Origin of the sequence: Burkholderia sp. AU17457 (genome assembly GCF_002223255.1) — a bacterium.
Classification (GTDB): domain Bacteria; phylum Pseudomonadota; class Gammaproteobacteria; order Burkholderiales; family Burkholderiaceae; genus Burkholderia; species Burkholderia sola.
In genome coordinates this window covers 787,014-810,247 of the sequence record NZ_NKFB01000008.1, presented here as the reverse complement: position 1 = coordinate 810,247, position 23,234 = coordinate 787,014, and the positions used below count along the sequence as shown (strand labels likewise).

Genomic DNA, 23,234 nt, shown 5'->3' with positions numbered 1-23,234 from the left:
TTCGTCCGATTGCCGCGTATCGCGTGAGCGGCGCTAGCGGTCGGACGCCAGCAGCGCGCGGGTCAATAACCGCGCGATGCCGTCCAGCGTGAAGCCGAGCGCACCGATGACGACGATCACCGCGGTCAGTTCGGCATACGCGAGCCGGTCGCGCGTGTCGAGGATCAGGTAGCCGAGGCCCGCGTTGACGCCGAGCATCTCGGCCGGCACCAGCACGATCCACAGAATGCCGATCGCGAGCCGGATGCCGTTGAGCAGCGGCCCCGCGATGGCGGGCAGCACGATATGCACCAGCAGCTCGCGGCGGGTGGCCGCGAGGCTGGCGCCGAGTTGCAGCCAGCGCCGGTCGATCTGCATGACGCCGGCCGCCGTGCTCATCAGCACCGGCCACAACGCGGCGAATCCGAGCAGGAAGTAGATCGCACGATCGCCGATGCCGAACGACATGACCGCGAGCGGCATCCACGACAGCGGCGACACCATGCGCAGGAACTGGAACGTCGGCGACAGCATCCGCTCGACCCATTGCACGCGGCCGATCAGCAGCCCGAGCGGGACGCCGGCCAGCAGCGCCGCCCCGAGCCCGACGCCGATGCGTCGCAGGCTGACGAGCGCGTGTTCGACGAGATGATCGTCCGCGCACAGCGACCGCAGGCTGGCGAACGCGCGGTCCGGCGCGAACTGCCGGCCGAGCGAGCCGGGCTCGGTCAACCCGTGGATCGCAGCCCACCACACGGCGACCGTCGCAACGAGCCCGGCGACGCCGAGCCAACCCGCGGCCACGCGTGCCGGCAAGCGGGAACCGACGTCCCGGTGCGTGTCGGGTGCCGATGAGCGGCGGGTGGCGAGCGCATCAGACAACGACGATCTCCTCGCGCTGGAACGCGCCTGCTTGACCGAATGCGCTCAGCCCGCCGACCGCCTCGATGCTCTTGCGCACGAAGCGGGTGTCGACGAGATCGCGGGCCGCGAACGCCGGGTCGAGTGACGCGAGGAAGCCGCTGTCGCCGTCGACCACCGTGCGCTTCAGGCGTTGAACCAGCGCCTCGGTATAGCTCGGGAACGGATACGGCTGGAAGTCGATCCGCTTCGCGTGCCAGTCGGCATGGCGGATCGCGCCGCTCGCCCGGTAGGCGTCGGCCAGCGACGCCGACGGCACCAGCACGCGCTCGAGCGACGCGAGCGTATGCGGCGAATAGCGGTGCGCGCCGTCCTTCGACAGCAACTGCGCGGTGTCCTGCGGATGCGCGCGCGCCCACAGCTGCGCCTTCACGATCGCGTCGACGACCTTTTGCGACCACGCGGGCCGCTGCGTCAGATCGTTCTCGTGCATGAACACGACGCAGCACGCATGGTTTTTCCACACATCGCCGGTGAAGCGCAGAATCTTGCCGATCTTCATCAATTCCGCGGTCGCGTTGAACGGCTCCGCGACGATATACCCGGCGATCTGGCGCGCGGCGAGCGCGGGCAGCATGTCCGACGGCGCCATCACGACCAGGTTGACTTCGTTCGCCGCGGGCGTGCCGCGCCGCTTGAGCACGGGTGTGAGCCCCTGCTGGCGCAGCATGTCCTGCAGCACGACGTTGTGAATCGAATACCAGAACGGAATCGCGACGGTCTTGCCGCCGAGATCGCGCAGCGAATCGATGTCGGGCGCGACCGTCAGCCCGGAGCCGTTCACGTGGTTCCACGCGACCACCTTCGCCGGCGCGCGGCTGCCGTAGCGCGCCCACAGCGTCATCGGCGACAGCAGGTGCACGACGTTGACCTGGCCGGACAGGAATGCTTCGACGAGCTGCGCCCAGCTGCGCAACAGCTTCGGCGGTTCGACCGTCAGCCCTCCGGACGCGAAATAGCCGTTGTTGTGGGCGACCAGCAACGGGGCCGCGTCGGTGATCGGCAGATAGCCGATGCGAACCGGCGCATCCGGTTCTGCCGCGGCGTGCGCGTTCGCCATCGACAGCAACGGGGCGGCCCCCGTCGCGGTGAACAGGGCCGCAAGCTTCAGCCATTCGCGGCGCGACATCGGAATCTGGCACATGGATAGGCGGGTCGGGTCAGTTCAGGGAGGGGAGTTCGGACGCGTGCGGACGCTTCATGCCGGCCTGCAACGCCTTCAGGATGTCGATGCGCATCGTGCCGAGTTCGGTGACGAACGCATCGCGCGGGTGCGGGAAATCGACGTGCCATGCATCGATGAGGCGGCCTTGCGTGCCGAGCAGCACGATGCGATCGGCCACGAGCAGCGCCTCGTCGATATCGTGCGTCACGAGCACCGTCGCGCAGCGTGTCGTCGACACGACGTTGACCAGCAACTGCTGCATCGCGGCGCGCGTCACTTCGTCGAGCGCCGAGAACGGCTCGTCGAGCAGCAGCGCGTGCGGCTGACGCGCGAGTGCGCGCGCCAGCGCCGCACGCTGCGCCATCCCGCCGGAAAGCTGAGCCGGACGCAGCGACGCGGCGGCTTCGAGCCCGACCGCATGCAGCGCCGAGCGGACGCGTTCGCGTTGCTGTTCGCGCGTGAGGCGCTCCTGATGTTCGAAGGCGAGCCCGAATGCGACGTTCTTTTCGGTCGACAGCCACGGCAGCAGGCATGGGTCCTGAAACGCGATCGCGATCCGCGGGTGCGGGCCCTGCAACGTCGTACCGTCGACCGACACGGTGCCGGATTGCGGCCGCTCCAGCCCGGCCAGTGCGCGCAACAGGCTCGACTTGCCGGTGCCGCTCGGGCCGATCAACGCGACGATCTCGCCGCGATCGACCGACAGTGACACATCGGCCAGGACGGTATTGCGCCGCGCGCCGTCGTAGCCGAGCGTCAGATGGCGTGCGTCCAGCAGCGGCGGCGTCATGCGGCGATGCTCCGCGCCTGCGCGGCGAGTTGCGCCTTCAACTGCACGACGCTCGGCGTGACGATCGGAATGAACGCCGCTTCGCGCCAGCGTCGCTCGAAGCCGAGCCCCGCATCACGCAGATAGCCGCGGCCGCCGCTCGCCTCGAGTTCGAGGTTCACGGCGGTGGCCACGTGCGTCGCGAGCGCGATGCGCAGCTCGAACAGGCGGTTCGGATGCGCGCGCAGGCTGCCGTCGGCGAGGCCGGCCGACAGGTGCGCGCAGGCGGCAGCCAGTTCGGCCGCGCAGGCTTCGACTTCGGGGCCGAGAATGCCGCGCGTCGTTTCCGCCGCGCGCCGCGCTTCGGCCAGCGCGCGCCGCGCGAGCCCGATCGACAGCCCGCACTGCAAGCCGAGGAAGGCCGGTCGCACCGCCGGCAGGAAGGTTTGCGCGTCCGGATGGATCAGCCACGCGGCGTCGGTCGCTACGCCGTCGAGATGCAGCGCGGCGGTGTTGCTGCCGCGCAGCGCGATCAGGTCGAGATCGGCGCTGCGGGTCAGGCCCGGCGCGTCATCCGGAATCGCGACGATCGCGGACGGGCGCTCATCGCCGAACGTGACGGCGGCCGCCACCACGAACCGTGGCGCGCGCAGGTTCGTGACCCACGCCATCCGGCCGGTCATCCGCCAGTCGTCGGCGCCTTCCGCGTGCGGCGTCGCGTCGATCTGAAGCGACTCGATGCCGGACAGGTATTTCATCGCGTTCGACAGGCCGCTCGCGCCGGCGCAACGGCCGTCGAGCAGCGCCGGCAGCCAGCGCTCGCGCAGCGCGGCATTCGGGCTTTGCAGCAGATATTCGATGAAGCTGCGCTGGCCCCACAGCACGAAGGCGGCGGTCAGCGAATGCTCGGCCACCGCGGCGATGCCGGCGATGGCGTCCGTGGTGGCGCCGCCCGCGCCACCGAGGCTCGCGGGCACGCCGGTCCGGAACAGGCCGGCGGCCGCGAGACGCGGCACGACCTCCGCCTTCAGCGCGGCGCTCGTGTCGAGCTGCGTGGCGTTCGCGTCGAGCCAGTCGACCAGCGACGCGTCGAGTGCGGGCGCCGTCAGGCGGCTTGTGTCCGGGGTTCCCATCGGTATGCCGCCAGTTCGGGGTTGAGTTCGTTGCGCGACAGATTGTTCGCGAAGTTGCACAGCGTCGCGAGGCTCACGCCCAGCACCACTTCGAGCGCGTTCGCTTCAGTGAAGCCGGCGGCCAGGAACGCGTCGAGCGCGTCGTCGGTCACGGCGCCGCGCGTCGCGATCACGGCGCGCGTGAAAGCCGCGACGGCTTCCAGCCGCGGCTCGGCGACCGGTTCGCCGTCGCGCAGTGCGTCGACGTCGGCGCGATCGACATGGGCTTTTTTCAGCGCGGCGGCGGTGTGTCCGGCCACGCAGAACGCACAGCCGTGGACGGCGGCCGCGGTGATCTGCACGGCTTCGCGCTCGGCGAACGTGAGGCCCGCGCGGCCGTTGATCTCCGCGACGGTCAGGTAGGTTTCGAGCGCGACCGGCGCGTTCGCGAGCGAGCGCACGAGGTTCGGCAGGAAACCGTTCGCGCGCTGCGATTTTTCCAGGAACGGCTGGCTGGCCGCGGGGGCGGTTTCGACGGTAAGCAAAGGCAGGCGGCTCACAGGATTCTCCGGAGGGGCAGTGAGATCATTGTCGAGGCGCCGCTGCCGCCGGACAATGCGCGAACATCCGCGATTCCTGTGCGTTCGTCCCGCGCCGCGCGCCGCGACGGCCGGCTAGTGCAGGCGGGCTGCCGATGGCGACGCGTCGTCGCGGTCGCGGCGCCATGCGCCGGGTTGCATGCCCATCGTGCGCTTGAACGCATGCGCGAACGCCGACTCCGACTGATAGCCCACCAGTTCGCCCGCCCGTGAAATCGGCAAGCCTTGTTGCAGCAGGTCCGCCGCGAGCCGCATCCGCACCATCGTGACGAACTGCATCGGCGGATGGCCGGATGCTTCGCTGAAATGCTTGCAGAACGCGGTGCGCGACATGTTCGCGAACGCGGCCATCGATTCCGTGGTCCATGCGTCGGCCGGCGCGTCGATGATCGCGGCGACGAGCGTGCCGAAACCGGTCCGCTGCATCAGCGACGCGAGCCCGCTGGCGACGGTATCGTGCCCCGCGGCATCCCGCACCGCGTAGAACAGCAGCAGTTCGACCAGCTTGTCGATCAGCGGGGACGGCGCGTCGACGCCATGACGCCCTTCGACGCGAATCAGATCGAACAGCCCATGGATGCCGCGATAGGCGTCGTCGCCGCGCCGTACGATCAGGTATTCGGGAAAGAGCGACACGATCGCGCGCGACACGGTGGACTGGAATTCGATGAAACCGCAGGCGAGGCCGACGCTGCCGTCGATTGACGGGTCGAGCGGTTGCATCGACCCGCGTCGCTCGAGCGGATGGCTGCCCGCGACCGCACAGGCGTGCGGATTGACCGGGCTCGGCGACAAGCCGTGCGGCACGTCGCGCAGCAGAAAGACGGCTTCACCTTCGGCGACCGGGATGCTGTCGCGGCCGTCGGCGAAGTGCAGCCACGCCGATCCGTGAAGGAGGATGTGGAAGCTCGCTTTCGCACGGCCGGCGGTGGATGCCTGCCAGTCGCCGCAATACTGGCCGACGTGGAAAAGCTGGCTTTTCGGCTCCAGGCTGGACAGCAGCCAATGGACGACCTTGTCTGTTTGCGCGGACATTCCGATGCTGGAGGATGGGTGACGCGCCCATGCTACGGGCTGCGCCGTACCGCTCAAACCAAGGAATGGTGGAAAGCATTTTCTCGTGGCGACGAAGGGCAGTCCGCGATCGGCAACGCAGGGCGGCGATTGACGCAGGTCAATCGCATTCGCGCTGCCGGCAATACAGTGGACGCCGGCGCTCGCACAAGGCGGCGCCCGATGGCACGCGCGAGTCGCCGCGTGATGAGGCATGGGCAATGAAACATCTGACGTGGATCATCGGCGCCGCGCTCGCGCTGGGCGCTTGCGCCGGTGTAGGGCAGGGGGCGGCGTTCCGGTCGACCGAAACGCAATTGCAGGCGGCACGGGAGGCTGCCGCGCTGCAGTGTTCGACGCCGCCCGAATGCGACCGTGCATGGCAGCTCGCACGGGGCTACATCGACGCGCATTCGTCGACCCGTATCACGCGATTCAGCGCGGACAGGATCGAAACCGCGCAATCGCATTTCGCCGGAGAAGTGTATCTATGGGCGTCGCGCACGGTATCGGGCGACGGCGGCGCGGTGATTCGGCTCAAGGCGATGTGCAAGGGCATGTACGGCACCGATGGCGGCCCCGGCTGGCAATACGATGCATGCGCGTCGAAGATCCTTGAAATCGAGCGCGGTTTCGCGACGTACGAGCGCCCAACGGGCACGCCGACGCTGCCGGTCGACCCTCGATAACGGAGCGCCTCCCGCGTCGGCTCATATCGCTTCAAACCGTTGACTTCGGTCAACGCCGGTTTCCAGCGAGCGCTGATGATGAAACAACGCCGAACGCCACCGGCGCGTCCAGTCATCCAGCGAGGTCGGTATGTACACGAACATCATGGTCGCCGTCGACGGCAGTCCTTCTTCGAATCTGGCGCTTGAAGAGGGCTTGAAGGTTGCCCGGTCATGTGGCGCGCGCCTGTTCGCCGTTTTCGTCGTCGACCAATCGCTTCTGATCACGTACGCCGGACGCATGGACCCGGGTGCCCTGCTCGACGAGGTTCGGCGCGATGGCGCGGCCGTGTTGCGAAGCGCGGAGCGGGCCATCTCGCATGCGGCCGTCAACGGCGATACCGAAATCATCGAGACCGAACCCGGCGTGGATATCGCCGAGCGGCTGCAACGCTATGTCGTCGAACGGTCGATCGATCTCGCCGTGGTCGGCACGCACGGGCGGCGCGGCGTCCGTCGGCTGGTCCTCGGCAGCGTAGCCGAACGTTTCCTGCGCGGTTCGCGTTGTCCGGTCCTGCTCGTACGCGGCGACGATGCCGCGCCGGCTGCCGTCGCGGCAGCCTAGCGTCGCCGTGCCCGATAACGGGTCCGGCCGCCCGGGTCGGGCGACGGTCGGCACGCAACCTGCCCAGGGGATCGTCATGCAGATAACTTTTCCTTCCGAACCGCCGACGTATTGCGGTCAAGACCCGGCACTGGCCTTTCCGGCCGTGGTCGAAGGCCGACGCGTGCGCTGCGCGATCACCGCGGAAGCGCTGGAAGATCACTTTCGGGCGGCATCGCCGCGCGAACAGGATCTTGTCGACGCATTCGCGCACCATCGCTCCGCGATCGAACGCGCGGCGCGCTGCCTGCTCGAGGAAATGGACGGCAGGCCGATCCTGCTTCACAGCGGATTTTTCCGGTTCTGTACGTGATCGCCGTGGGTCATTGACGCGTATCAAGCGCGTGACGGTGTGAGCGGATACGCTGATTTCGAAGGGATCCTTCGTCCGTTGCGCGGCACGCGATGCCGCGCCAGTCCGATCCGCATCACGGCACCGCGCTGGCCGGACGAAAGCGCTGCTGCATGTCAACCGTACGAGGAGTGCGAACCATGACCCACCTCACGCGTTACGATCCGTTTTCGATCGAACCCGTCTCCGACCTGTTTCAGGGGCTGTTCAGGCCGCTGCGCGGCGTGGCGACGACGGACGAACCCGATCTTGCGTCGATGAAGATCGACGTGACGGAAAGCGACAATGCCTACAAGGTCAATGCGGAGTTGCCGGGCGTCGCGAAGGAGGATATCGATGTCCAGGTGACGGGCCGAACCGTCACGATCAACGCGAAGGTCGAGCGCAACAACGAGCAGAAGGATGGCGAGCGCGTGATCCGGCGCGAGCGCTACAGCGGCGCGATCGGCCGGTCGTTCTCGCTGTCTGGCGAGATCGACGACGCGAACGCGACGGCGACGTATCAGGACGGCGTGCTGTCGCTGACGCTGCCGAAGAAGGCGCCGGTCGGGCAGAAGAAGCTGACGATCAGCTGATCGGGAGGCAGACGCCGGGCGACGCGGGGCACGCGTCGCTCGAAGGGAGGATGACGGCGCGCGGAGCCATCCGCGCGCCGTTTCTTTCAACCGTCCACGTGCGCTCACGCCGCCGATACCGTCCCGCCGGCACGGTATCCGACGGTCTGCGCGAGGATCGGCAGTTCGTCCTCATTCAGCCGCAACGCGTCGGCGAGCACGCGATGATTGATCCAGCCGCGCACGACCGTGCCGAGGCCGGCTGCCGCACAGTAGAGCGAAACGTTCTGTGCGATGGCGCCCGCCGCGATGGCCGAGAACACGTCGCGTTGCGGCGGCGGCATGTCGAGGATCGCGGCGGTCCGCACTACGTAGACGAGATCAAGTGGCGCGCGGCCCACGAAGTCCTGGTACCCGGTCAGGTTGCGTGCATCGGCCGCGTGTTTCAGCACGAGCCGATGCGCGGGCGCGTCGTAGCGGTAAACGCCGTGCGGCAGCGCGACGTAGATGTCGATTTCATTGAACGCGTGCGCGGACGGCGCCGTACGACCGCCGCTTGCCGGCCGGTTGATGCCGTCCGCGGCCCACAGCAATTCGCCGAGCGTCGCAGGCGGGAGCGGCGTGGCGGTGAATTCGCGTGAACTCATTCTCGTTGCGAGTGCCGTCATCAACGGCGTGCCGCCGTCGAGGGTCGGGCGCGGCAGATCGATGATGGCCGGCGACGCCCCTTGCGGCGGCGCCGGCAGCGCCGGAGGCGCCGGCGAATAGGCCAACAGTTGCTGTTCCGTCATGTGAATCTCCTTCGGGCATCGCTGCGCGGGCCGGAAACGTCGCGCATCGGCGATCTCACGATAAGACGGCCGGGCCGCACCGGCTTGACCTTCGTCAAGCGACCCATGCACGAGCCGCGAAGCCCGGCACAGGGCATCCGTTGACCTGCATCAGCAACGCGGGGCCGCGCGTGTGCAAATCTGGCCATGTACGGCGGACAAGCGCGCCGCGGCTCATGGGAGTGCAGACGATGAAAACCGACAAGCAGTTGAAACAGGACGTTCAGGACGAGCTGGAATCCGACCCGGCAATCGACGCGACACGAATCGGTGTCGAGGTGTCCGACCGGATCGTGACGCTTTCGGGTCACCCGCCGAGCTATGCGGAGAAACTCGCGATCGAGCGTGCGGCGAACCGCGTGGCCGGTGTCAAGGCGCTCGTCGTCGACATGACCGTGCATCTGCCGAACGACGACGTCCGCACCGACGAGGACATCGCGAATGCCGTGCGCTCGGTGCTGCACTGGACGGTCGGGCTGCATGACGACGCGGTCAAGGTGCAGGTCGAGCACGGCTGGATCACGCTGTCCGGCCGGGTCGAATGGGCATATCAGAGCCATCTGGCCGTGCGCGCGATCTCGCAGATGCGCAGCGTGACCGGCGTGACCGACCGCATCGTCGTGCAGGGGGCGGTCGGCTCGGCCGACATCGGCGGCAGCATCAAGCGCGCGATCATGCGCCACGCGGAGCGCGAGGCGAAACACATTGCGATCGAGGTGCGCGACGGCACCGTCCGGTTGTCCGGCAAGGTCGGCTCGTTCTCCGAACGCAAGGCCGTGCGCGGCGCCGCGTGGTCCGCGCGTGGCGTGCGCGCGGTCGTCGACGACCTGGTCGTCGAGTAAGGTTGTCGGACAGAAGCCGACCGCTTCTCCCGGCTCGACGCGATGCGCGTGGCGGCTGCCTATCTTCAAGCGTCTAGCCGCCCATCCTTTTCCGCGCGGGCGGCGATGACGCGGAACGCATGTCGTGCTCGCCATTCCGCTGGACGTGATGCGCAACGGCATCGGTCACGGTCGGAAAGAAGCTGGCCGCGCCGAACACGTCGAACAGCCCGTAGGCGCGCAGGCGATCCTTCACCGGCCCCTACCAGCACGGCGGAAAGCGCGATGCCCGCATAGAGATCGCGCGATAACCATGCACACCGGTAGTTCGCGAGCAACGCCACACCCGGGAACATGCGTGCGATGCGTCCGGAGCGGAGCAGGTTCATCGCCGCTTCATTCAGCGGATATCCGGGCAAAAGGGGCGGACCGATCCGTGAGGGGCAGGTTCATCGGCATTGAGTCGGCGCGCGGCACGGCTTCGACCGCGCCCGGTTTCATGCAGCCTTGAGCGCCGAACGTTGCAGCGCCTGCGCGAAGCGGGCGAGCGTGGCGATCGATCCCGTCACGCTTTCGTACCGTTCCCGTCCGATCTGGCCGTCGAGGATCACGAGCATGCCGGCATCGCGGGCGAGGGTGACCAATGCCAGCGTGTCGAGCGCTGCTGCATCGGACCGACCGGACGGATTGCCCGAATCGGCAGGCTGGGTAGCGTGTGACATGACGTCTCTCCTGAGGGCTCGCGATCGGTATGCCGGGAGCCGTTATCCGTGATTTCAGTATCGTTGGCGTGCATGCGCGATTCAATCGGCGTGTCCCGAAGTTGTAGTAGGAATCGAGCGGAGGCCGTCGGCGGATTCCTACACGGCGGACGGCTTCGGCGAAGGGCTTCGTCGGGCCGCCCGCCCGGCGCGGCACCGTGCATACCAGGATCCGATCGCGTGCCAGATATCGGCGGCGGATTCGCAGTAGGTGAACAGTTCGAGGTCGCGGCGGTCGATCATCCCTTCGTCCGCGAGAAACGCCAGATCGACGGCACGCCGCCAGTACGCTTCGCCGACCAGGACAACCGGCAGCGGCGCGATCTTGCGCGTCTGCAGCAGCGTCAGGACCTCGAACAGTTCGTCGAACGTGCCGTATCCGCCGGGGAAAAACACGGCTGCCTTGGCGCGCTCGAGCAGGTGAAGCTTGCGAATCGCGAAGTAGTGGAACCGGAAGCACAGATCCGGCGTGATGTACGGATTCGGCGCCTGTTCGTGCGGCAGCTCGATATTGAAGCCGATGCTCGGGGCGCCGCGCTCGTAGGCACCGCGATTGGCGGCCTCCATGATGCCGGGGCCACCGCCCGTGACGATCGCGAGGCGCGCCGTACGCGCGCGCCGGTCGGCATGACCGACGATACGGCCGAATTCGCGTGCGACGCGGTAGTACGCGCTGTGCTCGAGGAGACGGCTGGCGACCGCGACGGCACGACGCCGGCCCGGGTCACGCGGACGCAGCGCGAGCAGGCGGTTCGCTTCGGCGAGCCGTGCGTTCGCGACGGCGGGCGCGACGATGCGCGTGCTGCCGTAGATCACGACGGCATGGCCGATACGCTCGTGTTGCAGGCGCGCTTCGGCGTTCCAGTAGTCGAGCTGCAGCCGGATACCGCGCATGGTCGCGCGTTGCAGCAACGACGTGTCCGCGTCGCCGGGCGTGCAGTCCGGATGGCTGGCGAGATGCCGCCCTCGACGAGACGGCCGCGGGATGTCGTCGAGGCTGGCGGGCGATTCGGGCCGGGCGCGTACCCGCTTGCCGCGCGCGCCGCCGCGCGCCATGCCGGCAGGAGCGCGTTTGACTATCGTGCGCACGGTCACTGACTCAACACCCATTGGACGAGCTGATGCGCGTCGTCGGCAGACAGCGGCCCGCCGCGATCGATCGCGGACGGCATCGGCGTGTCGCCCCAATGCGCGGGGCCGCCGACGCGCAACTTGCGTTCCAGTTCGGCGGCCGCGTGAGGATCGCCGCGGTAGCGCGCGGCGATGTCGTGGAACGACGGCCCGAGGAACGTCATGTCGGGCGTGTGGCAGAACATGCAGTGCTGCGCGTTGACGAGCTCGGTCGGCTCGGGCACGGTCGTTTGCGCGACCGCTGTTCCGGCCATGGCAGCGAGCAGAAAGAAAGAGAAAGCGGAGCAGCGCGTGATGTTCATGTTTTCCTCGTCCGGAGCGGAATGCGCGCGGCGCGTCGCCGGTTGCGCTCAGGAGATCACTTCGCCGAGCGGGCGACGGGGCGAATGCGGCGTGTGCGGGCCGCGGCCCACCCGCAGCAGCAACTGCGGCTCGCCGTGTAGCCCGAGCATCCGGCCCAGGTCGGCACGCAGCGCGGCCGTCTCGATCGGCTGGTTCAGGTACGACGCCGTATAGCCCGCGCGCGCCGCGACGAGCAGGATCCGCTCCAGCGCCTGGCCCGCGGCCAGCCACGCTTCGCGGTCGTCGCGCACGGTCGACAGGCACACGATCAAAGGCGATGCGCCGACGAGCTGATGATGGAGCGCGGCCAGCCCGTTGCCGAGATCGAACGTTCGCACCGCCATCGTCACGACAGGCGCCGCGAAGTCCAGCAGCGTCGGCACGCCGGCCGCGAATGCCGGCATGCCGTCGACGCGCCGGCGCGGATCGATCCAGCTCGCCAGTTCGCGGCGGAAGCGCGGATCCGCGAACTGCTGCTGGTCGGCCTGCGCAACCAGTTCGGCGACCCGTGCGCGACGTGCGGTCGAGTCGATGCACGCGACCTCGGCGCCTTCCGCGACGCCGGCCGCGATCAGCTCGCGCTGAATCTCGTCGGGCACCGCGGTAGATTCGAACGGCGCGCGCGTCGTGACGCGGTCCTGGATCGCGTCGAACAGCCCGCCGAGAGACGGATCGGAATAGCCGTCGTCGCAGACGCGGACCAGCGCAAGGAGATCGGGGTCGACCTCGGACGGAAACGTGCTGATCGTGTGGGCGAGGCCGGCGTGATCGAGCGCGACGCGCAGGTTGAGCAATGCCGCGCCGCAACTGATGATCAGTTCGCGGTCGAACGGATCGACCACGGGCAACGCGCGGACCCGGTCCGCACAGACAGCGATCGTGGCGCCGTTGACGATGAACCGCCACGGCTGCGAATTGTGGCTGGACGGAGCCAGCACCGCGTACGCCAACAGCGACTTCAATTGATCGTCGACATGGGCGCTTGCGGCAAGCGGGGGAACGGATATCATTCGATCATCTCCTGGCACGCCGCGCGGGCGGCGTCATGCCACCTCATCGTGTCAGCAACCGTCCGGCAGCCGTTGACCCACATCAAGCGCCCGTCACCGGGCCATGCGCGCGCGATGCGCCGGGATTAGCCTTGGACAGCGAAGCACGAAGACGACCGAGCGGGAGGCGAGCATGCTTGCGATGATGTTTGACGGCACGACACCGTATTTGCGCGAGGCGCACATGCCGGATCCGCTGCCGGCGCCGGGCCAGCTGCTGATCGACGTGCACGCATGCGGTGTCTGTCGAACCGATCTGCACGTCGTCGACGGCGAGCTCGCGCACCCGAAGCTGCCGCTGGTGCCGGGGCACGAAATCGTGGGAACGGTGCGCGTGCTCGGCGAGGGCGTGACGGGATTCTCCGTCGGCGACCGGATCGGCGTTCCGTGGCTCGGCTCGACATGCGGGCATTGCGCGTATTGCGTATCCGGCCGAGAAAACCTGTGCGACAGCCCGGGTTTCACGGGCTATACGATCGACGGCGGCTATGCCGAGTGCACGGTCGCCGACCACCGGTATTGCGTGCACCTGCCGCAACGCTATTCCGATCTGGAAGCCGCGCCGTTGCTGTGCGCGGGCCTGATCGGCTATCGAACCTTGCGCATGGCCGGCGACGCGCGTCGCATCGGCATCTACGGCTTCGGCGCGGCCGCTCATCTCGTCGCGCAGGTCGCGCATGTCGAGGGGCGCAAGGTGTTCGCGCTGACGAAGCCCGGCGATACCGCGGCACAACAGCTCGCGCTGTCGCTCGGCGCCGCGTGGGCCGGTGGCAGCGACGAAACACCGCCGGAAACACTCGACGCCGCGCTCATTTTCGCGCCGGCGGGCACGCTGGTGCCGGCCGCGCTGCGCGCCGTCGGCAAAGGCGGGATTGTCGTATGCGGCGGCATTCACATGAGCGATATCCCGAGCTTTCCGTACGCGTGGCTGTGGGGCGAGCGCCGGATCGCATCGGTCGCCAACCTGACGCGTGCCGATGCGGTCGAATTCATGCGGATCGCCGCCGCGATGCCGCTGCGGGTCGAGGCCGTGCGCTACGCGCTGACCGATGCGAATCGCGCACTGGACGATCTGCGCAGGGGCCGCGTGTCCGGCGCCGCCGTGCTCGGCATGCGCGATTGATCCCCCCGGGTTCGCGCGATCCGCTCAGATGCGCCCGAGGCCTTCCGGATCGACGATGCGGATCTGCTTGCCTTGCGCGGCGACGAGCCCGTCACGCTGGAACTTCGACAGCATGCGGCTGACCGTTTCGAGCTTCATCCCGAGATATTCGCCGATCTCGTCGCGCGTCATCCGCAGCACGAATTCGGCGGCCGAGTAGCCGCGCGCCTTGAAGCGGGTGGACAGGTTCAGCAGGAAGGCGGCCACGCGCTGCTCGGCGGTCATCGTGCCGAGCAGCACCATCAGCGCCGATTCGCGGACGATTTCGCCGCTCATCATCTGATACACGTGATGCTGCATCGGCCGCACTTCGCGACACATCTGCTCGAGCTGGCCGAACGGAATGATGCAGACCGTACTGTCCTCGAGCGCGATCGCATCGCCGTTGTGCCGTCCGGTATGCACGCCGTCGAGCCCGAGCGCTTCGCCGACGATCTGGAAGCCGGTGATCTGCTCGTCGCCGTCGCGATGCATCATCACGGTCTTGAACGATCCGGTTCTGACCGCATAGATGCTGTGGAACGTGTCGTCCGCGCGAAACAGCGTTTCACCGCGTTTGACGTGGCGCGTCGTGCAGATCATCGCGTCGACCCGGGCGAACTCGTCGGGCGTCATTTCCCGCGGCATGCAAACGGTGCGCAGCGTGCAGGACGAGCAGCGGGACGACGTGCGCTTCGGCTGGTCCGCCCGCGCGACGGGATGCAGCGGAATGAACGGGTGCAACGGCGCCGTCGTCGTGGTTTCGGCATGGCTCTGCATGATCTGCTCCGGTTGGGGCGGCAGCGGATCGCGTCGTCGCGGTTGCGCTGGCCGTCGTACAGGCGGACAGGCACGTCGCCGCCTGGTTGGTCGAATCGGCGTCCACCGGATCGGCGGGCCGACGATGCAGTCGCGACGGGACGGCAAGGCCGGGCAGCTCCGGAAGGCGCGCCGGTGTGTTGTTCTTGATCGGAGTATGGACAGCCGGATGCTTGATTGAAATCAGCGGAAATTGAAGATGCGGTAGGTGATAGGGAAGGTTTGTAGGACGATTCCTACAACGGTGCGGCGGGTTGTCGCGGTCAGAGTTCGTCAGGATCGTCGAACAGCTTGTGGCGCATCGCGTACCGGACGAGCGCCGTATCGTTGGCCATCTGCATTTTCTCGAGGATTCGCGTCTTGTAGGTGCTCACGGTCTTGACGCTCACGCACAGCGCCCGCGCGATCTCGGAAATGGACTCGCCGGAGGTCACGCGCCGGAACACGTCGAATTCGCGATCGGACAGCCGTTGATGCGGCAACAGGTCGGTCGGCTCGTTGAGGCTTTGCGCGAATTGCTCCGCCATCGACAGGCTGACGTACACGCCGCCGCCGGCAATTTTCGTCAGCGCGGCCACCAGCTCAGCGCTCGCGCTTTCCTTGGTCATGTAGCCCGATGCGCCGGCGCGGAACGCACGCACCGCATATTGCTGCTCGGCATGCATCGTCAACACCAGGATGTGCAGCGCCGGTTTCTCGTCCTTGATCTGCTTGATCAGTTCGATGCCGTTGCGGCCGGGCATCGACAGGTCGAGCACCAGCACCTCGGCCTCGGTGCCGCGCGTCAGCGCGATCGTCGACGCACTGTCGCTGGCTTCTCCCGCCACGACGAAATCGCGCGCGTTCTGCAGGATGTGCCGCAGTCCGTCCCGGACGAGCGTGTGGTCGTCCGCAATGAGTACCCTGATCATGGCGTGCATCCTTAGCCGGCTCGCGCGGGGCAGGCGCCCGCCGGCGTTCGTCGATCCGGCTCCGACCGGAGCGTTGCAATCGTCCGATTCCGGACGGCGGACAGGATGGCGGCCGTCGATGACCGGACGATGTCTCTTCAAAGGGTCGCATCGAAAGCATGTCCGATGCGCCGAAATTGTGCGCGTTTTGCCGGTATTCGCCAATCGGGACCGATGCGTACGTCCGTTGCCGTGCGGGCTTGACCGACGTCAACCGGACGATGTGCGTCGCGCCCAGACTGGTGGGCATGCCGATCGACACCGAACGGCAACAGGGGAGGCTTTATGTATGCACGAATCTTTGCGGCCCTCGACGGCAGCCGCGGCTCGCGGCTCGCGCTCGACGAGGCGATCGCGCTCGCCCGCGCGTCGGGCGGCTTGATCGTCGCCGTGTGCGTGGTATCGGACGCGCCGCGGCTGACGGACGTCGATAGCGGCTATATCGGCCGGCGCGACCCGGCCGGGCTGGACGCGGACAAGGCCGCGGTCGCGGTGGCGGATGCCGAGACGGCGTTCCGGCTGTGCGGCGTGCGCGGCACGGTGCATGCGATCGACGCGTGCGGAGAGGACGTGTCGTCGGTGCTGGCGCGAGCGGCCGCCGAATGCGACGCGGACTTGATCGTGATGGGCACGCATGGCCGTCGCGGCATGCGCCGCGCGTTGCTCGGCAGCGTCGCCGAGTCGCTGGTGCGCACCGCCGACCGGCCGGTGCTGGTCGTGCGGGAGGGGCTGGGCGCGGGTGCGGCCGTGTTGTGACGAAAGCGGGCAGCCTCGACCGGCTGCCCGATACCCGCCCGCCGGTTCAGTGAGACAGCAGCACCGGCACCGTCATCGTCTCGAGGATCGTGCGCGTGGCTCCGCCCAGCACGCGCTCGTGGGCGCGGGTATGGCTGTACAGGCCCATGACGAGCAGGTCCGCATGCACGTCGGTCACGCGGTTCAGCAGCGTCCCGCCCACGCCGACCGACCGCTCGCGCGGCGTCGTCGAGAACGACGCGCGAACGCCGTGTCGTTCGAGATACGCGGCGACGTCGACGCCGGCAGGCGTGCTGTCCGGATCGGGTTGTCCGCGGACGACCGTCTCGACGTTGACGAAGCGTGCGCGGGCGAGCAGCGGCAGCGCGTCGGCCATCGCACGCGCGGCCTCGCGCCCGCCGTCCCAGCCGATCAGCACGTTCTCGCCGAACGTGCGCACGTCGCCCGCATACGGCACGACGATCGCCGGACGGCCGCTGCCGATCACGACATCCTCGACGAAATGGCGCGCCACGTACGTCATGCGATCGTCCGGATCTTCCTGGCCGAGCACCAGCAGATCGGCGTGGCGCGCGTGCAGGATCGCGGCATCGATCGCATTGCCCGCCGGCGCCTGCCATTCGACACTGCGTCCGGCACGTTCGGCGGCCGTCAGGAAGCGTTCTTCCGCCTCCTTGCGCCGCTGGTCGCAGAGGCGCTCGTAGACGGCCAGCTTGAGCGGTTCGTCGGGCCGGCGCAACGGCTCGAAGAGATCCTGGCAGACCAGGTAGAGGCCGATCAAGTGCGCGTTCCAGCGTCCCGCGAGCTGGAGCGCGAGGTCGACGCGCGTCGCACAGCGATCGCTGTCGTCGAGGTGAACGAGCAGGGTCTTGTAGCTCATGACGGCTCCTTTGCGGTGGAAGCGGCGGTGACGTCGGCGGATGCCTTCGCTGCGCAGCTCGCCGGAATCATCAGGACCGGGCATCGGGCCTGGCGCAGCACGCGTTCGGCCACGCTGCCGAGGAAGAGGCGCCGAAAGCCGCGCCGGCCGTGCGTGCCCATCACGATCAGATCGGCACCGATCTCGCTCGCGACGCCGACGATCCGGTGCGGGACGTCTTCGCCTGCCGGCGCGACGTTGGAAATCTGCGGCGTGCCGGCTACGTCGCGCGCCTTCATGCGTCGCGCGGCGTCCTCGGTCACGCGCAATCCTTCTTCACGGAACGAATCGACCAGGATCGACGGATCGTATCCATACATGTCGTAGGCCGGCGCGAGGAAATCGACGACGTAGACGGGTGTGAGCCGCGCACCCGTTTGCGCCGCGAGCGCCAGCGCGGCGTCGAGTGCACGGGACGACGTGTCGCTGCCGTCGAGTGCCACCAGAATGTTCGAGTACATGGCGTTTCCCTTGAACGGATGTGGATGAAGCCATCATCGGCGCGTACACGCCGATGGCGCTGATCTGGATCAAGCGTCCGGGCTGCCGCGCAGCACGCCCGCCGCGGCGCGCGGCGCGATTCACGCTTCGTTGGCCGGCTCGACGACCACGTGAGCGCGCTCGACGCGGACGGCACGACGTGCGCATCGCGCGGCTCAGTGCGACATCAGCACCGGCAGCGTCATCGACGCGAGCACCGTGCGTGTCGCGCCGCCCATCAACAGCTCGCGCCAGCGCGGATGGCCGTACGCGCCCATGACGAGCAGGTCGGAACCAGTGTCGTACGTGCGCGACAGCAGCGTTTCGCCGACGGACGAGTCAGCGCCGGTGTCGATGTCGAGCACGTTCACGTCGTGTGCGTGGCGCGCCAGCATCAGCGCGGCATCGGCGGCCGGGATCCGCGTGGCCGCGGCCTCCGACTTGCCGTCGACCACGGCGACGACCGTCGTCCGCTTCGCGTGTTCGAGAAAGGGCAGCGCGTCGTGCGCGGCGCGGGTCGCTTCGCGGCTGCCGTCCCATGCGACGAAAACCCGTTCGCCGACCGACGGGAATTCTCCGGTGTACGGCCAGAACAGCACCGGGCGGCCGGCGGTCAACACGAGATTTTCCGGAAACTGGTCGTCGATATAGGTTTCGGGATCGTTCGGGGCGCTCTGGCCCGCGATCACCAGGTCGGCGAGACGGGCAGCGCGCGGTACGGCCACGTTCGCACGCTCGTCGGTGCGAATCCAGGTTGCGGGCACTTTGGCGCGCGCCGTCTCCGCATGGAACAGACGCTCCAGCGCGGCAAGCCGCTCGTCGCGCCGTTCGCGTTGCGCGCGGAAATAATCGGCGGAACCGGCCATCACGTAGAACGAATGTGGCTCGGGCGTGTAGATGGCGAACAGCCCGGTGAGATGCGCACCGAAGCGCCGGGCGAGACGCAATGCGAACTCGAGACGCGAATGCGCGCGGGCGCTCGTATCGAGGTGCACGACCATGCTTTTGTAGCTCATCGGAATCGCTCCATCGACGGGTGATCCGCCGGTGCAATCCAGTCTACGAAGCAGGGTTTCCACGCGGTTGACTCAGATCAACGGCAGCCGTGCGCGATACCCGCACAGTGAAGCGGTCGCGACGCCGAGGCCGGGCAGGCGGCACGACGCGGATGCCAACCCATGGATACGATCGAAAGGGGAAGCCGATGAGTAGCGATGCTTTGACGACACCGAACGACGCTTGGCGCGCGGGCTGCGATCTCGCGTTGCGCATGGTCGCGCTGAACCGCGACTGGCAATACGAATGGCATGCGCTGGCAGGGCGGCGCATCGAGCGCGACCGCACCGCGGTGCGGCGCCTGCAGCAGGCGCTGGCGGAAACGAACGAGTGGACGGCCTTCGCCGAGGCTGGCCGGCAGGTGACGAGCGACTACGCGATCGCGAGCGTCGAGATCTGGCAGGACGCTGCCGAGCTGTGCATGCGTGCGCAATTCGAGCGCGCCAGTGCGTGGCGTACCTGGTTGCGCGAATACGGCTCGGGCGCGCTGTCGCGTTATCAGACCGACTGGTTGCCTGACCTCGAGCGACTCGCGGTGGTCAACGAAGCCAGCATGCCGTGGGCCGACTGGATGGCCGCGCTGGAGCGCGGGATCGAGGAGGCGGGCGGCGCGACGAACGGGGCGCTCGCCGCACGCCGCCTGAACGGCATCGCAGACGCACGGGAGAGCGATCATGTGCGCTGACCGCGTCGCGTTCGTCACGGGCGGGATGGGCGGCCTCGGCGCCGCGATCAGCCGTCGCCTGCACGACGCCGGCATGACGGTGGCCGTGTCGTACACGGAGCGCAACGACCACGTCGCGACGTGGCTCGCGCACGAACGCGACGCGGGCCGCACGTTTCATGCGTTCGAAGTGGACGTGGCCGACTACGATTCGTGCCAGCACTGCGCGGCACGCGTGCTGGCCGAATTCGGGCGCGTCGACGTGCTCGTCAACAACGCCGGCATCACGCACGACGCCACCTTCGTGAAGATGACGAAGAGCATGTGGGACGCGGTGCTGCGCACCAATCTCGACAGCATGTTCAACATGACGAAGCCGTTCGTGCCGGGCATGATCGACGCCGGTTTCGGGCGGATCGTGAACATCGGCTCCGTCAACGGGTCGAGAGGCGCGTACGGGCAAGCCAACTACGCAGCCGCGAAGGCCGGCATCCACGGCTTCACGAAAACGCTGGCGCTCGAACTCGCGCGGCATGGCGTGACGGTCAACACGGTGTCGCCCGGCTATCTGGCGACCGCGATGCTCGAGTCGGTGCCGAAGGAGGTGCTCGACACGAAGATCCTGCCGCAGATCCCGGCCGGGCGGTTGGGCGACCCCGACGAAATCGCCGCGTTCGTCGCGCTCTTGTGCTCCGATGCCGGTGCGTTCGCAACCGGCGCGGAATTCGACGTCAACGGCGGAATGTACCTGCGATGAACGCGTCCGTGCTGCGCGCGCGTCGCGCGCCGGCATCGCTGCCCACGCCGGCCGACGATGGGCACGCGCCGGCGGCGACGCGATGCGCGCCTGCCCGGATGAGCGCGGCCGAACAGTGGAACCGTGCCGCGCACGCGAATGTGGCCGCGCTGACGTTCGGGCTGTCGCCGGTATCGCTGGCGCTGGCCATGCTCGACTGGAGCGCGCATCTGGCGGTGGCGCCGGGTAAAGGCTTCGAGCTCGCCGCACAGGCGTGGCTGGGCGCCGTGGCGCCGGCGGCAAGCGGACGCGACGGCGAGGCCGACGATGCGGAGTCGGGCGGCCTGGCCGTACACGCTGGCGACGCCGATCCGCGCTTCGCCGCGCCCGCGTGGGGCGGCTGGCCGTTTTGTGTGTATCGCGACGGTTTCCTGTCGATCCAGCGTTGGTGGCGCGACGCGACACGCGGCGTGCCGGGTGTCGAACGCCATCATGAGGAACTGGTCGGGTTCGCCGCACGCCAGTGGCTCGACGCCTGTTCGCCGGGCAATTTCCTGGCGACCAATCCGGTCGTGCTCGACGCGACGATGCGCAGTGGCGGCGCGAACCTCGCGGCAGGTTTCCGGCACTTGCGGGACGACGCGAACGCGTTCGTCGAGCGCGCGAGCGGCACGCAGGCACACGATGCGCGCGCCTATCTGCCCGGTCGCGACGTGGCGATCACGCCGGGTCGCGTCGTCTGGCGCAACGCGCTGTGCGAGCTGCTGCAATACGCGCCGACGACGACCCGCGTGGCGCACGAGCCGATCCTGATCGTGCCGTCGTGGATCATGAAGTACTACATCCTCGATCTGCAGCCGCACAATTCGCTGATCCGTTTCCTGGTCGACGCGGGCTATACGGTGTTCGCCGTGTCGTGGCGCAACCCGGGCGCGGAGTCGCGCGACCTCGGGCTCGACGACTATCTGCGGGACGGCTGCATCGCGGCGCTCGACGCCGCCCGTTCGATCGGCGGCGAGGCGGTCCACGCGGTCGGCTATTGTCTGGGCGGCACGCTGCTGGCGATCGCCGCGGCGGCGCTGGCGCGCGACGGCCAGCAGTACGAGGCGCTGCGCTCGATCACGTTGCTCGCGGCCCAGACCGATTTCAGCGAACCCGGCGAGCTCGGCCTGTTCATCGACGCGAGCGAGCTGTCCGCGCTCGACGCGCTGATGTGGAGGCAGGGCTACCTGGACGGCGCGCAGATGTCCGCCGCGTTCGAACTGCTGAACGCGCGCGACCTGATCTGGTCGCGGATGATGAGCGAATACCTGCTCGGCACGCGCACGAAACCCAACGACCTGATGTCGTGGAATGCGGATACCACGCGCATGCCGTATCGCATGCATTCGGAATACCTGACGCGGCTCTTTCTCGACAACGATCTCGCGGCCGGCCGGTATTGCGTCGACGGGCGGCCGGTCGCGCTGTCGGATATCGACGTGCCGACGTTCGTGGTCGGCACCGAGCGCGATCACGTGTCGCCGTGGCGGTCCGTCTACAAGCTCCATCTGCTCACGCACCATGCGCTGACGTTCGTGCTGACGTCGGGCGGGCACAACGCGGGCATCGTGTCCGAACCGGGCCATCCGGGGCGCCACTATCGGTGCGGGACGCGCGACCCCGGCGTGGCTTACCGCAGCCCGCACGACTTCGTGCGCGATACGCCGGCGGTCGACGGATCGTGGTGGACATGCTGGCGCGACTGGTTGCACGCGCGCTCGTCGGGCGACGTGCCGGCCCGTACGCCGCCCGACGGCTTCGCGGCGGCGCCCGGCGCCTATGTACTGGAAACATGAACGGAGAAACAGCGATGAAAGCACTCGTCTACCACGGGCCGGGGCGCAAGGCGCTCGAGGAACGGCCCAAGCCGGAACTGCAGTCGCCCACCGACGCGATCGTCCGCGTGACGCGCACGACGATCTGCGGCACCGATCTGCATATCCTCAAAGGCGACGTACCGACGTGCGAGCCCGGCCGCATTCTCGGCCACGAGGGCGTCGGCATCGTCGAACAGGTCGGCGCCGCGGTCGATTCGCTGAAGCCGGGCGATCGCGTGCTCATTTCGTGCATCTCGTCGTGCGGCCGCTGCGAATACTGCCGCCGCGGCCTGTATTCGCATTGCACGACCGGCGGCTGGATTCTCGGCAACCGGATCGACGGTACGCAGGCCGAGTACGTGCGTATCCCGCATGCGGCGACCAGCCTGTACCGGATTCCGGCCGGCGCCGACGAGGACGCGCTCGTGATGCTGTCCGATATCCTGCCGACCGGGTTCGAATGCGGAGTGTTGAACGGCAAGGTGCAGCCCGGGTGCTCGGTCGCGATCGTCGGCGCGGGGCCGATCGGGTTGGCCGCGTTGCTGACCGCGCAGTTCTACTCGCCTGCGCAGGTCATCATGATCGACCCGGACAGCAACCGGCTCGAGATCGCGCGGCACTTCGGCGCGACGGATTGCATCGACGGCCGCGCCGGCGATCCGGTGGCGGAGGTCATGAAGCTGACCGACGGCATCGGCGTCGATTGCGCGATCGAGGCGGTCGGCATTCCCGCGACGTTCGAGATGTGCACGGCGCTCGTGGCGCCGGGCGGTGTCGTCGCGAACGTCGGCGTGCATGGCGTGAAGGCCGACCTGCACCTCGAGAAGCTGTGGGATCGCAACATCTCGATCACGACGCGGCTCGTCGACACGGTCAGCACGCCGATGCTGCTGAAGACCGTGCGCGCCGGCCGTCTCGATCCGACACGCCTGATCACGCACCGGTTTTCGCTCGACGACGTCGAGCGTGCGTACGACACGTTCGGTCGCGCGGCGCAAACCCATGCGCTGAAGGTGATCATCGAAGTCGGCTGACGGGCCGGTGGCGCGTGACGGGGACCGGTACGCAACGTCGTTCGGTTCCC

27 protein-coding genes are annotated in these 23,234 nt (G+C 68.1%); 11 read left to right on the top strand and 16 right to left on the bottom strand.

The window, feature by feature from the left end; all coding sequences use genetic code 11:
• Positions 1 to 33: 33 nt before the first annotated feature.
• The 6 genes from CFB49_RS33640 to CFB49_RS33615 form a co-directional block, all read right to left on the bottom strand.
• Complete coding sequence (locus tag CFB49_RS33640) at positions 34 to 861, bottom strand: ABC transporter permease (RefSeq protein WP_069619985.1); 828 nt, start codon at positions 859 to 861, stop codon at positions 34 to 36.
• Positions 854 to 2,044, bottom strand: coding sequence for an ABC transporter substrate-binding protein (locus CFB49_RS33635; RefSeq protein ID WP_089493537.1), 1,191 nt, complete (start codon positions 2,042 to 2,044; stop codon positions 854 to 856). The genes CFB49_RS33640 and CFB49_RS33635 overlap by 8 nt, the downstream gene beginning before the upstream one ends.
• A 16-nt stretch (positions 2,045 to 2,060) precedes the next feature.
• Positions 2,061 to 2,855: an ABC transporter ATP-binding protein gene (locus tag CFB49_RS33630; RefSeq protein WP_089493536.1), complete on the bottom strand. Its 795-nt coding sequence runs from the start codon at positions 2,853 to 2,855 to the stop codon at positions 2,061 to 2,063.
• Entirely contained in the window at positions 2,852 to 3,967 is a 1,116-nt protein-coding gene (locus tag CFB49_RS33625) for an acyl-CoA dehydrogenase family protein (RefSeq protein ID WP_089493535.1), read from the bottom strand. The genes CFB49_RS33630 and CFB49_RS33625 overlap by 4 nt, the downstream gene beginning before the upstream one ends.
• The gene (locus CFB49_RS33620) at positions 3,940 to 4,506 is read right to left on the bottom strand and encodes a carboxymuconolactone decarboxylase family protein (protein WP_089493534.1); all 567 of its coding nucleotides are present in this window, start codon (positions 4,504 to 4,506) and stop codon (positions 3,940 to 3,942) included. The genes CFB49_RS33625 and CFB49_RS33620 overlap by 28 nt, the downstream gene beginning before the upstream one ends.
• Before the next feature lie 114 nt (positions 4,507 to 4,620).
• Positions 4,621 to 5,580, bottom strand: a complete 960-nt coding sequence (locus tag CFB49_RS33615) for an AraC family transcriptional regulator (protein WP_089493533.1) — start codon at positions 5,578 to 5,580, stop codon at positions 4,621 to 4,623.
• A 239-nt stretch (positions 5,581 to 5,819) separates the two neighbouring features.
• On the opposite strand from CFB49_RS33615, the gene CFB49_RS33610 reads away from it, so the two are divergent.
• The 4 genes from CFB49_RS33610 (at position 5,820) to CFB49_RS33595 (ending at position 7,857) form a co-directional block, all read left to right on the top strand.
• On the top strand, positions 5,820 to 6,287 hold the full coding sequence (locus CFB49_RS33610; protein WP_089437931.1) for a hypothetical protein: 468 nt from the start codon (positions 5,820 to 5,822) through the stop codon (positions 6,285 to 6,287).
• 130 nt (positions 6,288 to 6,417) lie between these two features.
• On the top strand, positions 6,418 to 6,891 hold the full coding sequence (locus tag CFB49_RS33605; RefSeq protein ID WP_089437930.1) for a universal stress protein: 474 nt from the start codon (positions 6,418 to 6,420) through the stop codon (positions 6,889 to 6,891).
• A gap of 76 nt (positions 6,892 to 6,967) precedes the next feature.
• Positions 6,968 to 7,243: a DUF1488 domain-containing protein gene (locus CFB49_RS33600; RefSeq protein WP_089438173.1), complete on the top strand. Its 276-nt coding sequence runs from the start codon at positions 6,968 to 6,970 to the stop codon at positions 7,241 to 7,243.
• Between the two features lie 179 nt (positions 7,244 to 7,422).
• The gene (locus CFB49_RS33595) at positions 7,423 to 7,857 is read left to right on the top strand and encodes an Hsp20/alpha crystallin family protein (RefSeq protein ID WP_069619994.1); all 435 of its coding nucleotides are present in this window, start codon (positions 7,423 to 7,425) and stop codon (positions 7,855 to 7,857) included.
• A gap of 104 nt (positions 7,858 to 7,961) precedes the next feature.
• Here the strand turns inward: CFB49_RS33595 and CFB49_RS33590 are convergent, their stop codons facing one another.
• Positions 7,962 to 8,627 carry a nitroreductase family protein gene (locus CFB49_RS33590; RefSeq protein WP_089493532.1) on the bottom strand — a complete coding sequence of 222 codons (666 nt, stop codon included), beginning with the start codon at positions 8,625 to 8,627 and terminating at the stop codon, positions 7,962 to 7,964.
• Positions 8,628 to 8,857: 230 nt separating this feature from the next.
• Between CFB49_RS33590 and CFB49_RS33585 the strand changes: the two genes are divergently transcribed.
• Positions 8,858 to 9,508, top strand: coding sequence for a BON domain-containing protein (locus CFB49_RS33585; RefSeq protein WP_089438172.1), 651 nt, complete (start codon positions 8,858 to 8,860; stop codon positions 9,506 to 9,508).
• Positions 9,509 to 9,984: 476 nt separating this feature from the next.
• Here CFB49_RS33585 and CFB49_RS33580 read toward each other — a convergent pair whose 3' ends face one another.
• The 4 genes from CFB49_RS33580 to CFB49_RS33565 all read right to left on the bottom strand — a co-directional run bounded on the left by CFB49_RS33580 (position 9,985) and on the right by CFB49_RS33565 (position 12,731).
• Positions 9,985 to 10,209 (bottom strand): hypothetical protein, encoded by a 225-nt coding sequence (locus CFB49_RS33580; protein WP_069619996.1) that lies wholly within the window; start codon positions 10,207 to 10,209, stop codon positions 9,985 to 9,987.
• 138 nt (positions 10,210 to 10,347) lie between these two features.
• Positions 10,348 to 11,337 (bottom strand): TIGR00730 family Rossman fold protein, encoded by a 990-nt coding sequence (locus CFB49_RS33575; RefSeq protein WP_256122068.1) that lies wholly within the window; start codon positions 11,335 to 11,337, stop codon positions 10,348 to 10,350.
• 2 nt (positions 11,338 to 11,339) lie between these two features.
• Complete coding sequence (locus CFB49_RS33570; RefSeq protein WP_179234997.1) at positions 11,340 to 11,681, bottom strand: c-type cytochrome; 342 nt, start codon at positions 11,679 to 11,681, stop codon at positions 11,340 to 11,342.
• 48 nt (positions 11,682 to 11,729) lie between these two features.
• Complete coding sequence (locus tag CFB49_RS33565) at positions 11,730 to 12,731, bottom strand: Acg family FMN-binding oxidoreductase (RefSeq protein ID WP_069619999.1); 1,002 nt, start codon at positions 12,729 to 12,731, stop codon at positions 11,730 to 11,732.
• 172 nt (positions 12,732 to 12,903) lie between these two features.
• On the opposite strand from CFB49_RS33565, the gene CFB49_RS33560 reads away from it, so the two are divergent.
• Positions 12,904 to 13,893 (top strand): zinc-dependent alcohol dehydrogenase family protein, encoded by a 990-nt coding sequence (locus tag CFB49_RS33560; RefSeq protein ID WP_089493531.1) that lies wholly within the window; start codon positions 12,904 to 12,906, stop codon positions 13,891 to 13,893.
• 24 nt (positions 13,894 to 13,917) lie between these two features.
• Here CFB49_RS33560 and fnr read toward each other — a convergent pair whose 3' ends face one another.
• A complete protein-coding gene (gene fnr, locus CFB49_RS33555) occupies positions 13,918 to 14,691 on the bottom strand; it encodes a fumarate/nitrate reduction transcriptional regulator Fnr (protein WP_089437926.1) in 774 nt (257 codons plus the stop codon).
• Positions 14,692 to 14,993: 302 nt separating this feature from the next.
• Positions 14,994 to 15,641 (bottom strand): response regulator, encoded by a 648-nt coding sequence (locus CFB49_RS33550; RefSeq protein ID WP_069620002.1) that lies wholly within the window; start codon positions 15,639 to 15,641, stop codon positions 14,994 to 14,996.
• A gap of 324 nt (positions 15,642 to 15,965) precedes the next feature.
• Here CFB49_RS33550 and CFB49_RS33545 point away from each other — a divergent pair, with 324 nt between their 5' ends.
• On the top strand, positions 15,966 to 16,436 hold the full coding sequence (locus CFB49_RS33545; protein ID WP_069620003.1) for a universal stress protein: 471 nt from the start codon (positions 15,966 to 15,968) through the stop codon (positions 16,434 to 16,436).
• A gap of 46 nt (positions 16,437 to 16,482) precedes the next feature.
• On the opposite strand, the gene CFB49_RS33540 is transcribed toward CFB49_RS33545, so the two are convergent.
• The 3 genes from CFB49_RS33540 to CFB49_RS33530 all read right to left on the bottom strand — a co-directional run bounded on the left by CFB49_RS33540 (position 16,483) and on the right by CFB49_RS33530 (position 18,851).
• The gene (locus CFB49_RS33540) at positions 16,483 to 17,316 is read right to left on the bottom strand and encodes a universal stress protein (protein ID WP_069620004.1); all 834 of its coding nucleotides are present in this window, start codon (positions 17,314 to 17,316) and stop codon (positions 16,483 to 16,485) included.
• Positions 17,313 to 17,816 (bottom strand): universal stress protein, encoded by a 504-nt coding sequence (locus CFB49_RS33535; protein WP_089493530.1) that lies wholly within the window; start codon positions 17,814 to 17,816, stop codon positions 17,313 to 17,315. The genes CFB49_RS33540 and CFB49_RS33535 overlap by 4 nt, the downstream gene beginning before the upstream one ends.
• 195 nt (positions 17,817 to 18,011) lie before the next feature.
• Positions 18,012 to 18,851, bottom strand: coding sequence for a universal stress protein (locus tag CFB49_RS33530; RefSeq protein ID WP_089493529.1), 840 nt, complete (start codon positions 18,849 to 18,851; stop codon positions 18,012 to 18,014).
• 188 nt (positions 18,852 to 19,039) lie between these two features.
• Between CFB49_RS33530 and CFB49_RS33525 the strand changes: the two genes are divergently transcribed.
• From CFB49_RS33525 to CFB49_RS33510, 4 genes are read left to right on the top strand one after another with little or no spacing between them, the layout of a single operon-like run.
• On the top strand, positions 19,040 to 19,576 hold the full coding sequence (locus CFB49_RS33525; protein WP_089493528.1) for a hypothetical protein: 537 nt from the start codon (positions 19,040 to 19,042) through the stop codon (positions 19,574 to 19,576).
• A complete protein-coding gene (locus CFB49_RS33520) occupies positions 19,566 to 20,312 on the top strand; it encodes a beta-ketoacyl-ACP reductase (protein WP_089493527.1) in 747 nt (248 codons plus the stop codon). The genes CFB49_RS33525 and CFB49_RS33520 overlap by 11 nt, the downstream gene beginning before the upstream one ends.
• Positions 20,309 to 22,129 (top strand): PHA/PHB synthase family protein, encoded by a 1,821-nt coding sequence (locus CFB49_RS33515; protein WP_089493526.1) that lies wholly within the window; start codon positions 20,309 to 20,311, stop codon positions 22,127 to 22,129. Before CFB49_RS33520 ends, CFB49_RS33515 begins: the two co-directional genes overlap by 4 nt.
• 14 nt (positions 22,130 to 22,143) lie before the next feature.
• Positions 22,144 to 23,184 carry a zinc-dependent alcohol dehydrogenase family protein gene (locus CFB49_RS33510; RefSeq protein ID WP_069620010.1) on the top strand — a complete coding sequence of 347 codons (1,041 nt, stop codon included), beginning with the start codon at positions 22,144 to 22,146 and terminating at the stop codon, positions 23,182 to 23,184.
• The last annotated feature ends 50 nt before the right edge of the window (positions 23,185 to 23,234 follow it).

What these genes read in the sequence shown, in the direction of transcription:
- CFB49_RS33535 (WP_089493530.1), bottom strand. Translation starts at nt 17,816, where the DNA reads ATGTACTCGAACATTCTGGTGGCACTCGACGGCAGCGACACGTCGTCC.
- CFB49_RS33595 (WP_069619994.1), top strand. Translation starts at nt 7,423, where the DNA reads ATGACCCACCTCACGCGTTACGATCCGTTTTCGATCGAACCCGTCTCC.
- CFB49_RS33605 (WP_089437930.1), top strand. Translation starts at nt 6,418, where the DNA reads ATGTACACGAACATCATGGTCGCCGTCGACGGCAGTCCTTCTTCGAAT.
- CFB49_RS33635 (WP_089493537.1), bottom strand. Translation starts at nt 2,044, where the DNA reads ATGTGCCAGATTCCGATGTCGCGCCGCGAATGGCTGAAGCTTGCGGCC.
- CFB49_RS33525 (WP_089493528.1), top strand. Translation starts at nt 19,040, where the DNA reads ATGAGTAGCGATGCTTTGACGACACCGAACGACGCTTGGCGCGCGGGC.
- CFB49_RS33545 (WP_069620003.1), top strand. Translation starts at nt 15,966, where the DNA reads ATGTATGCACGAATCTTTGCGGCCCTCGACGGCAGCCGCGGCTCGCGG.
- CFB49_RS33530 (WP_089493529.1), bottom strand. Translation starts at nt 18,851, where the DNA reads ATGAGCTACAAAAGCATGGTCGTGCACCTCGATACGAGCGCCCGCGCG.
- CFB49_RS33520 (WP_089493527.1), top strand. Translation starts at nt 19,566, where the DNA reads ATGTGCGCTGACCGCGTCGCGTTCGTCACGGGCGGGATGGGCGGCCTC.
- CFB49_RS33630 (WP_089493536.1), bottom strand. Translation starts at nt 2,855, where the DNA reads ATGACGCCGCCGCTGCTGGACGCACGCCATCTGACGCTCGGCTACGAC.
- CFB49_RS33550 (WP_069620002.1), bottom strand. Translation starts at nt 15,641, where the DNA reads ATGATCAGGGTACTCATTGCGGACGACCACACGCTCGTCCGGGACGGA.
- CFB49_RS33515 (WP_089493526.1), top strand. Translation starts at nt 20,309, where the DNA reads ATGAACGCGTCCGTGCTGCGCGCGCGTCGCGCGCCGGCATCGCTGCCC.
- CFB49_RS33615 (WP_089493533.1), bottom strand. Translation starts at nt 5,580, where the DNA reads ATGTCCGCGCAAACAGACAAGGTCGTCCATTGGCTGCTGTCCAGCCTG.
- CFB49_RS33510 (WP_069620010.1), top strand. Translation starts at nt 22,144, where the DNA reads ATGAAAGCACTCGTCTACCACGGGCCGGGGCGCAAGGCGCTCGAGGAA.
- CFB49_RS33570 (WP_179234997.1), bottom strand. Translation starts at nt 11,681, where the DNA reads ATGAACATCACGCGCTGCTCCGCTTTCTCTTTCTTTCTGCTCGCTGCC.
- CFB49_RS33590 (WP_089493532.1), bottom strand. Translation starts at nt 8,627, where the DNA reads ATGACGGAACAGCAACTGTTGGCCTATTCGCCGGCGCCTCCGGCGCTG.
- CFB49_RS33625 (WP_089493535.1), bottom strand. Translation starts at nt 3,967, where the DNA reads ATGGGAACCCCGGACACAAGCCGCCTGACGGCGCCCGCACTCGACGCG.
- CFB49_RS33580 (WP_069619996.1), bottom strand. Translation starts at nt 10,209, where the DNA reads ATGTCACACGCTACCCAGCCTGCCGATTCGGGCAATCCGTCCGGTCGG.
- CFB49_RS33600 (WP_089438173.1), top strand. Translation starts at nt 6,968, where the DNA reads ATGCAGATAACTTTTCCTTCCGAACCGCCGACGTATTGCGGTCAAGAC.
- CFB49_RS33610 (WP_089437931.1), top strand. Translation starts at nt 5,820, where the DNA reads ATGAAACATCTGACGTGGATCATCGGCGCCGCGCTCGCGCTGGGCGCT.
- fnr (WP_089437926.1), bottom strand. Translation starts at nt 14,691, where the DNA reads ATGCAGAGCCATGCCGAAACCACGACGACGGCGCCGTTGCACCCGTTC.
- CFB49_RS33585 (WP_089438172.1), top strand. Translation starts at nt 8,858, where the DNA reads ATGAAAACCGACAAGCAGTTGAAACAGGACGTTCAGGACGAGCTGGAA.
- CFB49_RS33540 (WP_069620004.1), bottom strand. Translation starts at nt 17,316, where the DNA reads ATGAGCTACAAGACCCTGCTCGTTCACCTCGACGACAGCGATCGCTGT.
- CFB49_RS33565 (WP_069619999.1), bottom strand. Translation starts at nt 12,731, where the DNA reads ATGATATCCGTTCCCCCGCTTGCCGCAAGCGCCCATGTCGACGATCAA.
- CFB49_RS33560 (WP_089493531.1), top strand. Translation starts at nt 12,904, where the DNA reads ATGCTTGCGATGATGTTTGACGGCACGACACCGTATTTGCGCGAGGCG.